This is a genomic window from Streptomyces sp. NPDC090994 (assembly GCF_044768905.1).
Lineage (GTDB): Bacteria > Actinomycetota > Actinomycetes > Streptomycetales > Streptomycetaceae > Streptomyces.
On record NZ_JBIVWS010000016.1, the window covers coordinates 68,795 to 80,759 of the forward strand.

The 11,965-nt window shown below is 72.5% G+C and carries 2 protein-coding genes and 1 pseudogene; 1 reads left to right on the forward strand and 2 read right to left on the reverse strand.

Annotated elements, in window-relative coordinates; all coding sequences use genetic code 11:
• Positions 1-10 precede the first annotated feature (10 nt).
• Together ACIQR3_RS27470 and ACIQR3_RS27475 are read right to left on the reverse strand one after the other, a co-directional pair.
• Complete coding sequence (locus ACIQR3_RS27470; RefSeq protein ID WP_403543317.1) at positions 11-9,505, reverse strand: amino acid adenylation domain-containing protein; 9,495 nt, start codon at positions 9,503-9,505, stop codon at positions 11-13.
• Between the two features lie 705 nt (positions 9,506-10,210).
• A pseudogene (locus ACIQR3_RS27475) lies at positions 10,211-11,063 on the reverse strand (amidohydrolase family protein); the annotation flags it as partial.
• A 479-nt stretch (positions 11,064-11,542) separates the two neighbouring features.
• Between ACIQR3_RS27475 and ACIQR3_RS27480 the strand changes: the two are divergent.
• Positions 11,543-11,872 carry a hypothetical protein gene (locus ACIQR3_RS27480; protein ID WP_403543318.1) on the forward strand — a complete coding sequence of 110 codons (330 nt, stop codon included), beginning with the start codon at positions 11,543-11,545 and terminating at the stop codon, positions 11,870-11,872.
• Positions 11,873-11,965: the final 93 nt, after the last annotated feature.

Sequence of the window (11,965 nt, forward strand, 5' to 3'; positions counted from 1 at the left end):
GGACGTCTTCTCACGCCCCACGCGTCTCACCTCCCGTGACCGAGCCGGACGCGCCGACGCGGTCCTGCGCCGGGGCGCGGGTCAGGGCGGCGCGGACCAGACCGGCGTTGTGCTCCAGGTTCCCCGGGTCGAGCATGTCGGCGTGCTCGCCGGAGCCGGTCAGCACCTCGGTGGGACCGGTGGAGCCGCCGTGCCAGGAGCCGGGCTCCCCGGGGGCGTACAGGGCGGTCTTGTGCGCGTCGGAGATCACGGTCACGGCGGCGCGTACGGTGCCGAGGTTGGGCGTGCGGGCGCTGAAGCCGATGTAGTCCCTGGCCTGGGCGAGGGTCTCGTCGGCCAGCTCCTCGGACCCGGTGTGCTTGCGCAGGTGCTCGCGCAGCTCGCGCTCGAACTCCGCGAGGTGCTCGTCACCGACGGGGTGGACGGCGGTGACACGGTACGAGTCGAGCACGACGACATCGCGTACCTCGCGCCCGCGGTGCTCCAGCTCCTTGGCGACCTCGAAGGCGAGGTTGCCGCCGAGCGAGTAACCGAGCAGCTCGCAGGGACCCTGTGGCTGGAGGGACTCGACCAGGTCCGCGTAACGGGCCGTCTTGTCGTCACCGGTGAGGTAGTTGAAGGCCACCAGCTCGTACTCCGGCAGCTGAGCGGCGAGGAGCCGGTAGACCAGCCCGTGGCCGCCCGCGGGCGGGAAGCAGAAGACGACGGGTCCGGCGGCGGGGTTGAACCGCAGCCAGGGCTGCGCCCCGGGGAGCCGGCCGGTGACGATGTGCTCCACCGTCCTGGCCATGCCGTGCAGCGTGGTCACCCGGAAGAGGTGACTGACCGGGATGGTCAGGTTGAACTCGTTCTGCAGGTGGTGGATCAGTTCGATCAGCTTGACGGAGCTGCCGCCCGACGCGAAGAAGTCGTGCTGGAGGCCTACCTGTTCGACACCGAGGACGGCTTTCCAGTGGTCGGCCATCCGGGTTTCGTAGAGCGTCACGGGCGGCTCGTACGGGGTGTCGTCGGGGGCGGGCCGGGGCGCGGGCAGTGCGGTGAGGTCGACCTTGCCGCTGGAGGTGAGGGACAGCTCGGGCAGTTCGGTGAAGGAGGCAGGGATCAGGTGGGTCGGCAGGTGCTCGGCGAGGTGGCGGCGGAGCCGACGCCAGTCCAGTTCCGCGCCGGGCGCTGCCACGCCGTAGGCGCACAGGGTGTTTTCGCCGTGTTCGTCCGGACGTACGGTGACGACCGCCTGGGAGAGCGCCGGCCACTGGGCGAGACGGGACTCGACCTCGCCCAGCTCCACCCGGTGGCCCCGCACCTTCACCTGAGCGTCGGCGCGGCCGAGCAGGTGGACGCAGCCGGCGCTGTCCCAGCGGGCGAGGTCGCCGGTGCGGTAGAGGCGCACGGGCCGGGCACCGGGGCCGCGGCCGACGGTGCGGGTGACGAAGCGGTGCGCGGTCTGCTCGGGGTCGCCGAGGTAACCGGTGGCGACGCCCGTACCGCCGATCCACAGCTCGCCCGTGACGCCGGGCGGCACCGGTTCGCCGTGTTCGTCGACGATGTACAGCTCGGTACCGGGGAACGGCCGCCCGATGGGCACCGTCATGCTCGGCTCCAGGCCGTCGGTGGGTCCTTCGAAGTACGTGCTGTCGATGGTGGCCTCGGTGAGGCCGTAGGAGTTGACCAACCGGGTCTCCGGGGCGCACAGGGCGCGCAGCCGGTCGTACTCCTCGACCTTCCAGATGTCGGAGCCCACGATCATCAGGCGCATGAAGTCCAGCCGGCTGCCGTCGTGCTCGCAGTGGGCCAGCAGTCCCCGGACGACCGAGGGCACGAACTCGCCGCAGTCGACGCCTTCCCGACGCATGACGTCGTACAGCCGCGCGGTGTTGAACAGCAGCTCGCGTCCGACGAGCACCAGGGTGCCGCCGGAGCACAGGGCGCGCACCAGGTCCCCGGTGAAGACGTCGAAGGAGGGGTTCGCCGTCTGCAGGTGGACGGTGACGTCGCGGTCGAGACGGTATTCGGTGCGCCAGGACTCGTACGCCGAGGCGAGGTTGCGGTGACTGACCAGGACCGCTTTGGGGCGGCCGGTGGAGCCGGAGGTGTGGATGACGTAGGCCGGGGCGTCCAGGCCGACGTCGGGTTCGGGGAGGTCCGGGTCGGGCGCGGGCTCCGCGGTCAGGTCGGCCGGAGTGAGCACCCGGCAGGCAAGGCCCGCGAACCGTTCGCCGCCGGCGGAGTCCGTCACGGCCCAGGCGGTGCCCGTGTGCGTGATCAGGGACGCCAGCCGGTCGTCCGGGTCCCGGGGGTCCAGCGGCAGATAGGCGGCACCGGCCCTCAGCACCGCCAGGAGGGTGACGATCAGCTCGGGCGACTTCGCCAGGCAGACGGCCACCACCGCGCCGTCGCCCACCCCCAGCTCGCGCAGCCGCCGGGCGAGGGCGCGGCTGCGGACGTCCAGCTCCCCGTAGGTCATCCGCCGGGCGGTGCCGTCCTCACCGGGTGCGGAGACGGCGACGGCCCCGGGCTGCTCGGCGGCGATCCGGCTGACGAGCCGGTGCACGGGCACGTCGGGCACGGCGGTCCGCCGCCCCGCCCCGCTCCAGTCGTCGACGAGCCGCTCGCGCTCGGCCGCCCCGAGCAGTTCCAGCCGGCGGGCCGGCTCCCCGGGAGCCGCGCGCGTCAGCGCGTCGAGCAGATGGACGTAGTGGGAGGCCATCCGCCGCATCGTCTCGGCGAGGAACAGGTCGGTGTTGTACTTGAAGACACAGTGGAAGCGGTGGTCGGACTCGTCCTCGTACACCGACAGGGTGAGGTCGAACTGTCCCTCCTCCTCGGGCAGTTCGATGTACTCCAGGCGGTAGCCGTACTTCTCGGTGGCCACCTTGTGGGTGAGGAGGATGAACATCGCCTGGAAGACCGCGGACCGGCTCGGGTCGTGGGTCAGGCCCAGTTCCTCGACCAGCAGCACGAACGGGTACTCCTGGTGGTCCAGGCCCCCGAGCACGACGTCGCGGACCCGGCCGAGCAGCTCGGCGACGGTCGGCCGGCCGGCCAGGTCGAGGTGGAGCGGCAGCGGGTTGACGAAGTAGCCGTAGACCTTGGCGAACTGCTCCTGGGTACGGCCCGTCACCGGACTGCCGACGATGATGTCGTCCTGTCCGGAGTACTGGTGGAGCAGCAGGTAGTAGGCGCTGATGAGCACCATGAACACGGTGACGTCGTGTTCCCGGGCCAGGGCGTGGACGCGGGCGCTCAGGTCGGCGTCGAGGACGAAGAACTCCGACGCGCCGTTGTGGGTCTGGACGGGCGGACGGGGCCGGTCCGTCGGCAGGGCGAGGGCCGGGATGTCGGCCGGCAGGTGCGCCTTCCAGTAGTCGAGCATCCGCCGGGCGTCGCGGCCGGCGAGGAACTGGTTCTGCCAGTTCAGGAAATCGAGGTAACGAGCGGGGACGGGAGGCAGCTCCGGTGCACGGCCGAGGCGCAGCGCCTCATGGACGGCGAGCAGCTCCTCGATGAAGGTGAAGGTGGAGATCGCGTCGGAGATGATGTGGTGGACGGCCTTCATCAGCACCCAGCGGTCCGGGCCGCGCCGGAACAGGCGCAGCCGCACCAGCGGGTCGTGGGCGAGGTCGTACGGCTTGCGGTACTCACTGACGATCAGCGCGTGGATGTCGTCCCACGACCACTCCTGGACGTCGAAGAGCGCGACGTCCGCCCGGGAGGCGGCGTCCTCGGCGGGAGCGGTCTTCTGCACCGGCCGGCCTTGGTCGTGGGTGAAGTTGGCCCGGAGGGCGGGGTGGCGTTCGATCAGGACGCGGAACGCCGCGAACACCATCTCGGGGTCGAGTTCCGCGCGGATCTCGACGGCGCCGCCGATGTTGTAGGCGAAGGCGTCGGGGTTGAGCTGCCTGAGGAACCACAGCGCCTTCTGGTTCTGGGTCAGGGGGTGCAGGCGCTCGTCGTGGAACAGCTCGACGGCGGCGGTGGCCTCGGTGTCGTCCGTGCCCGCCGCGACCTGGTCCGTGAGTTCCTCGTGGACGCGGCCGATCAGGTCACCGACGGGGGTGTTGCCGAGCAGCGCGACGACCGGGAGGGTGACACCCAGGTCGGCCTGGATCCGCGAGCGCAGCTCCATCGCCAGCAGGGAGTCCAGGCCGAGCGCGCCCAGCCCGGTGCCGGGGTCGACCTGATCGGGCCGCATCCGCAGCACACCGGCGACGACCTGGGTGAAGCGGTCGGTGAGGAGGGCCTCCCGGGCGGCCGGGTCCGTGGCGGCGAAGACGGCACGGAAGGTTTCGAGGGCGCCGTCCCCGGTCGCCGGTGCGTCGGCCCCGTCGGCCGCCGCGGCCAGGTCGGCGACCAGCGGCGGCGGCTGCGGGTACCAGGCGAGGAAGACCGGCCAGTCCACGACGGTGGCGACGAGCAGCTGGGACCGGTCCTGGCCGATGACGCGTTCGAGAACGGCCATGCCCGCCTCGGGGGAGAGCGAGCTCATGCCCCGGCGGGTGCGGTAGTGCTCGACCAGCCCCAGTTCCTCGATCATGCCCGTGGCCCAGGGGCCCCAGTCGATGCTGAGGGCGGGCAGGCCGCGGGCACGGCGGTGGTGGGCGAGCGCGTCGAGGAAGGCGTTGCCCGCGGCGTAGTTGGTCTGGCCCGCGGTGGTCAGCAGGGAGGCGATCGACGAGAAGAGGACGAAGTGGTCGAGCGGCTCGTCGGCGAGATGACGGTGGAGGAGGTACGCGCCGAGGACCTTAGGGGTGTACACGGCCTCGAAAGCCGTCCGGTCCATCTCCGGCAGCAGGGTGTCGCGGACCTGGCCCGCGAGGTGGAACACACCGCGGATCGGCGGCGACTGGCGTCGCCGGTAGCCGGCGAGCCACGCGGTCAGGGCGGTCTCGTCACCGATGTCGAGCGGGGCGAGCACCGGCTGGGCGCCGAGGGCCTCCAGTTCCTTGAGGAAGCGGATACGGTCGCCGGCGGGGGAGTCCGGGGCGACGGTGTGCCAGTGGTCCCGGTCGGGCAGCGCGGTACGGCCGACGAGGATCAGACGGCGGGCGCCGCGGGCGACGAGCCGACGGCACAGGATCCTGCCGAGGGCGCCGAACGCACCGGTCACCAGGTACGCGCCGTCGGCGCGGAGCCGCAGCGGCAGCGGGCGGGGCAGGCCGGTGACCGGGGCGAGACGGCTCGTGAGGCGGCGGCCGGCGCGCAGCGCGACCTCGTGCTCGCCGTCGGCCGCGGTCACCTCCCGCAACAGGGACTCGGCGTCCGCGGCAGGTGAGGAGCCGTCCTCGCCGGTGGCGGGGTCGAGGTCGATGAGCGTGCCGCGGTGGTCGGGGAGTTCCTGCTGGCCCAGGACGCGGCCGATGCCCCAGGCCGGCGCGGACAGCGGCTCGGCCGGGTCGCCGGGGACGACGGCCTGGCCGCCGCGGGTGACGATGTGCAGTCTGCTGCCGGGCTGGTGGGCCGGGAGCGCGCGGGCCAGCGCGACCAGCGAGTAGCCGGCCAGGTCGGCGTGTTCCCGGATGTCGGCCGCCGTGCCGGCCGTGTCCATCGGCGGGAGGTCCAGGCTCCACAGGTGCGCGACATGGTCGTACGGCGCCGAACCGTCCGCGCGCAGCTCGGTGAGGAGCCGCTCCAGGTCGGCGGTGGAACCGGGCCTGATCACCGACTCCCGCCGGTCCGCGGCCATGCGGTAGGCCGGGCCGGGCCGCACCAGGTGGCAGCGGCCACCGCGGGCGGTGACCCGGGCCGCCAGTTCGTCGGCGACGCCCTGCCCGTCGGCGAGGACCAGCCAGTCCCGCGGGGGACCGGTGAGCGGGTCGGTGGCGTGCGGGCCGGTGACGGGTGGGGCCTCGGTCCAGGTGATGTCGGTCAGCCAGGAGTCGATGGTGCCCAGGCCCACGGTGGTGGAGGCCGCCTCGACGTCGGCGGCGCGGAACCCGGTGACCCGGCCGAGCGGACGGCCGTCGTCGGCGTGCACCGCGATGTCGCCGACCAGCTCACCGTCCGCGTCGCGGGTGAGGACGGCGTGGGCCCACAGCGGCTGGTCCCCGACGGCGTCGAGGTCCACCTCGCCGATGGAGAGCGGCAGCCGGACCCCGGTGCCCGAAGCGGCTCCGGAGCCCTCGCTCGCGAGGAGCTGGGGTGTCAGCAGCGTCTGGAAGCAGGAGTCGAGCAGGACCGGGTGCATATGGTGGCGGGTGGCGTCGTCACCGATCGGCGCGGGCGGCCGGATGCGGGCGAGCGCCTCTCCCGGACCGATCCACACGTCCTCGATGCCCTGGAACGCGGGCCCGTAGTGGTAGCCGAGAGCGGCCAGCGCCTCGTAACAGGCGGCGCCGGTCAGGTGGCGTGTGCTGCCGCGACGGACCGTGTCGACGTCCAGCCGGGGCAGACGCCGGTGGTGTCCGCGCTGGGCGGAGCGTACGGCACCGCGGGCGTGCACGGTCCGCTCACCGGTACCGCTCGGGGAGGCGGTGGCGATGGTGAACTCGGCGTCCTCGCCGCGGAAGGAGAGCTGCACCGGTGCCGTCGGGCCGGTGGTGCTCTCGGGCCCGGTCGGCAGGAACAGCGCCTTGCGCAGCTCGATGTCGACGAGGGCGGCGCCGCCGCCGGTCGTCGCCCGGACGGCCTGTGTCGCCATCTCCACGTAACCGGCGGCAGGGAACACCGCGCTGCCCTGGATCAGGTGGTCCCTCAGATACGGCAGGGACTCGACGTCCAGCCTCGCTTCCCAGGTCGGTTCGGCCGTGTCGAGACGGCGGCCCAGCAGCGGGTGGTCCAGCCGGCCGAGCCGGACCCGCTCGACCGGCGCGGGCTCGGTCCAGTACCGGTCGCGCTTCCACGGGTAGCGGGGCAGGGGAACCGGCCGTCCGGTCGGGTGGACGGCGGCCCAGTCGATGTCGAAGCCGAGGTTGTGCAGGGTGGCGAGGGAGAGGGCGAACCGCTCCCGCTCGTCCTCCTGGCGGCGGATCGACGGCACGGTCCGCGCCTCGCCTCCCCGGGCGGCGAGGCATTCGCCGATCGAGTGACCGAGGACCGGGTGGGGCCCGATCTCCAGGAAGACGCCGTGGCCGTCGTCGGCGAGCCGGTCGACGGCGTCGGTGAAGCGGACGGTGTCGCGGACGTTGCGCCACCAGTACGCGGCGTCCAGCTCAGGGCCCTCGGCGTACCGGCCCGCCCACTCCCCGCCCGCGGTCAGGCAGAGGGGGACGCGGGCCGGCCGCGGCCGGAGACCGGCGAGCGCGGAGAGCAGGTCGTCCTTGATGGCGTCCATGCGCGCGCAGTGGTACGGCACCCGGACGGCGAGGAACTTGGCGAAGACCCCCTCGTCCCTCAGACCGTCGGCGATCTCGGTGAGGTCCTGCTCGTCCCCGGCCAGGGTGAGTGCCGTCGGACTGTTGACGGCGGCCACCGACACACGGCCACCGTGGGGCCGTAGCCGGCGCAGGGCTTCCGCCTCCGGCAGGCCCACCGCCAGCATGGTGCCGGTGCCCACCAGCTTCTGCTGGAGCCGGCTGCGGTGGACCGCGATCGCGGCGGCGTCCCGCAGGCTGTAGACACCGGCCTCGTAGAAGGCCGCGATCTCACCGGTGCTGTGCCCGACGACGGCGTCCGGACGCACACCGTGAGCGCGCCACAGGGCCGCCAGCCCCATCTGCACCGCGAAGTTGGCCGGCTGGGCCAGCCAGGTCTCGCTCATCCGGGAGTCGGCCTCGCCGGCGGTCAGCTCCTCCACCAGCGACCAGTCGGCGAACTCGCGAAGCGCGCGGTCGCATGCCTCGACCGCCTCCCGGAAGACCGGCTCGGCCTCGAAGAGCTGCCGTCCCATGCCCCACCACTGCGGCCCCATGCCGGTGAAGACCCAGACCAGCCGCCGGTCCTTCGCGGGACGCCGCTGGTCCAGCAGCACGCGGGGGTGGGCCTCACCGCGCAGGTGCGCGTCGAGGGCCTCCTTCAGCGAGGCGGGCGAGTCGTAGACCACCGACAGCCGCGCGTCGAGGTGCTGACGGCGGCGGGCCAGGGTGTAGGCGACGTCGGACAGGGAGGGCGCCGGGCCGTGGGCGCCGGAGAGTTCCCGCCGGATGTTTTCGGCGACCTCGGTGAGGAGGGCGGGGTCGCGTGCGGTCAGGGGCAGAACGGCAGGCCCGGAACGCGCGCGGCGCTGCCCCGGCACACCGGCCGTCCCGTCCGCCGGGGCGGCTTCGAGCAGGACGTGCGCGTTGGTACCGCCGAACCCGAAGGAGTTGACCCCCGCACGCGCCGGTCCCTCGTGGTCGGGCCAGGGAACCGTACGGGTGGGGATCTCGTACGGCAGTGACGCCAGGTCGATCGCCGGGTTGATCTCGTCGAGGTTGATGTGGGGCGGGATGGTGCGGTGCTTGAGACACAGCACCGTCTTGATGAGCCCGGCGATGCCCGCGGCCGCCTCGCAGTGCCCGATGTTGGCCTTGACCGAGCCCACGTGGCATCGGGCGCCGGGTGCGCGCCCGATCGACAGCGCGCGGCCCAGCGCCCCCGCCTCGATGGGGTCGCCGACCGGGGTGGACGTGCCGTGGGCCTCGACGTACTGGAGGGAGCCGGGGGTGATGCCCGCCTCGGCGCAGACCCGCTCGATGAGCGCGACCTGGGCGTCGGCGTTGGGGACGGTGATGCCGTCGGTACGCCCGTCCTGGTTGACGCCGCTGCCGATGATCACCGCGTGCACGGGGTCGCCGTCGCGCAGCGCGTCGTCCAGGCGCTTGAGGGCGATCACGCCGACGCCTTCCGCGCGGACGTAGCCGTTGGCCGAGGCGTCGAAGGTGCGGGACCGGCCGTCGGGCGAGAGGAAGCCGCCCTTGGTCTCGGCGATGGTGTACTGCGGGGCACTGTGCAGGAGTGCACCGCCGGCCAGCGCCAGCGTGCTCTCGCCGCGGCTCAGGCTCTGGCACGCCAGGTGTACGGCCACCAGGGACGAACTGCACGCGGTGTCGAGGGAGAGGCTGGGGCCGCGGAAGTCGAAGCAGTACGAGATGCGGTTCGACACCATCGTCATCATCGTGCCGGTCGCGGTGTGGGCCGTGAGCGTCTCGAAACCGAGGTCGGCGAACTGGAGGATCTTGTAGTCGAGAGTGAAGGCGCCCACGAAGACACCGACGTCCTGACCCGCGAGTTCCGCGGGTTTCTGCCCGCCGTCCTCCAGTGCTTCCCAGGCCACCTCCAGCAGCTTGCGCTGCTGCGGGTCCATATGGGCGGCCTCACGCGGGCTGATGCCGAAGAAGGCCGGATCGAACTCGTCGAAGCCCTCGATGTATCCGCCGCGCCCGCCGACCAGTCTTCCGGGCTTCGTCTGGTCCTGGCTGGCGAGCGTTCTGACGTCGTACCGGTCGGACGGCGTCGGAACGATGCAGTCCTTCCCCTGGGAGAGGTTCTCCCAGAAGGTCCGGTAGTCAGATGCTCCGCCGGGCAGCCGGCAGCCCATTCCGATGATCGCGATCTTCTCTCGCGTGGCAGCGCGCTGTAACTCCGACATGGACCTTCCTTGAAACGGCGTGGAGCGATGGGGACAGAGCCGTTGCCGACGAGGGGCGTGCCGGGCCACACGCTGGACCTGCGCGTGGCGGGCGACGACGGCTGTGGGTTCGAGCGGTCGCGGCAGGACTCGGGCCGCGGTGGATGGCCTGGCCGATGTCAGTGCGAACGAGGAGGCGCGGGGCAGTGGGTGATGCCTTTTCGGTGGATCACCGCGCGTCCCGGCACATGGTCGGCGTCATCGGGGATTCGGCCCGCAAGAAATCCATGAGCGATGGTTCATATGGAGTCGCCGCTGTCGTTCTTGTTCAGTACGGGCGGCAACGGTATTGCGAAGCCGGCGATGGCCGTTGCGCGAGCATGAGGGATGACCGGATCGCAACCGAGCCGGGCAAGGCGCACTGGTGCAATCACGACGGCCGTCGTCGACAGGGACGCCGCAGAAGCGGAATGGCGCACGGCGCGACGGACACGTGCCTTCAACAGGATGACCTCCCCCTCTGTGGGCGTGCCCACTCGTCAGGTAATTCCCCTTGCGCTGATGGGTAACCACCCGCGAAATAAGTGTGAAAATAAAATGATCAGGGTTATTCCGTGACGCATTCCCGTGGAAGGAGGGAACGAGGCAGGTGGTCGGTGTACGTACGGTCCGGACACGCGCCGTGCTCTCGACGTGCGGCACGCCGCTGTCCTGGTCGGCCCCGGCCACCGAGCCGGACACAGTGGCGTGCAGGCGGAAGCCCCAGCCGTTCTCCATGAACAGGCGTACGGCCCTCTCGAACTCCACCTCGTGGTCCGGGGCGTGTTCGGGGCGCTGCTGGGCGAAGTTCTGGAAGCCGGCCGCCGCCCAGGTGAGGCTCTCGCCGACGCCGTCGAGGCGGAGCCACTCGTCGCCGTCCTCGGGCCGGACCACTTGTCCAGCACCGGCGCCTTGGCCAGGGCCGAGTACAGGATCAGGGCGCTCGGGGCGGCCAGGAGCATGCCCGTGGGTTCGCCGCTCCGTCCCGCACGATCTGCCCGCCGGGGGAGGTCGTAGCCCACGGCCCGCAGGGCCGCCCGGTTGAGGATCGCGGACCGGTACAGGCGCAGGACGAAGACCGGGGTGCGTGGTGCGGCGGCGTTCAGTTCGGCGACGGTGGGCAGTCGGCGTTCGGCGGACTGCTCGGCCGACCAGCCGCCGACCACCCGCACCCACTGCCCCTCGGGCGTGCGCGCCGCCTGCTCGCGCAGCATGGCCAGGCCCTGCCTCAGGGTGCGCACGCCGTTCCAGCGCAGTTCGCGTACGTAGTCGAGGCCGTGCGGATCACGCGCAGGCGGGCGTCGTCGAGGCCGGGGATCATCCTGCGGCCGAGCGCGTCGACCACCCGGGCGGCGGGGCCGACCTGGTCGGCCACGTCCTTGTCACCGCCGACGACAGTGATGACGCCGTCGCGCACGGCGATCCACTCGGCCTGCGGGAGGCGGGGATCACCGGTGTGGATCTCGGCGTTGCGGACGACGAGGTCCGCCGCGTCGTCGGTGGCGCGGGGAATCAGCCCGCCCACCGGCATCGTGGACACCTATCGACAACCTCCCGCGTGGCGTACAGCGTGGCAACCGCGTCGGGGCCGCGCGCCCGAGCCGGACGGAACGCCGGCGAGGTGCACGGAGGTCCGTGCAGCGGCTGCTTCGCCAGTCACGCCATGCCGGTCGGTCCTGGCCCGGTTCCTGGTGAGCGCGCCGCGATGTGCCTGGCAGCGCACTGGACACCACCGGGGCGACCGGCCCGACGGCACCGGCGTCCGGCCCGGACGTGGGCGCCCTTCTCCACCCCGGGACAGAGGCCCGCTTCCTCCCGCAGGCCGACGAACCGGCTGTCGCCGGGCGGAATGCTGAGGTCATGACCGCGACGGGGCACGGGCCGGTTCCGCTCCCACGCGACCTGCCGGTCCGCGCCGCACGCGGCCGCCGTGGCCGACCAGGTCCCGGCCCGCCGCTCGCCCCGGTCCCCTTCGCGTCCCGCTCCGCAACAGCCTGACAGGGCAGGAAAGTGGTCCCGATGTCTGTCAACCTCACCGTCGTGATGGCCGTGGTCATCGTGCTCGCCCTCGGCGCCGCCGCGTTCGCCCGGGGCCGCTGGTCCGGCCCCTGGTGGCTGCTGCTGATCGGCGCCGTGGTGGTCCACCCCCTCCGCATCCCGTTGGACCGCGCGGAGGGCGTCCCCGACGGCTGGCTCCGCTGGACCTTCCAGGCGGCGTGCGGCCTGCTCGTGGCCATCGTGCTCGCCCCGGTCCACCACCGGCTGCGCAAGCCGGGCGCCGAGGGCGGACAGGGCAGCGGCGACCGGGCCGGAACCCGCCCGGCCGACGCGCCGAACTCCCCGTCCTGACCTGCCCGGGGTGGCGAACAGCATGGTGAACCGGCACCGTCCGTACGCCACGCACCGCGAACAGCCGCCGGTGCCGGGCACGCCGGGCACGTC

Excerpts from the sequence above, each read along its gene's own strand:
- ACIQR3_RS27480 (WP_403543318.1), top strand. The coding sequence starts at position 11,543 with ATGTCTGTCAACCTCACCGTCGTGATGGCCGTGGTCATCGTGCTCGCC.
- ACIQR3_RS27470 (WP_403543317.1), bottom strand. The coding sequence starts at position 9,505 with ATGTCGGAGTTACAGCGCGCTGCCACGCGAGAGAAGATCGCGATCATC.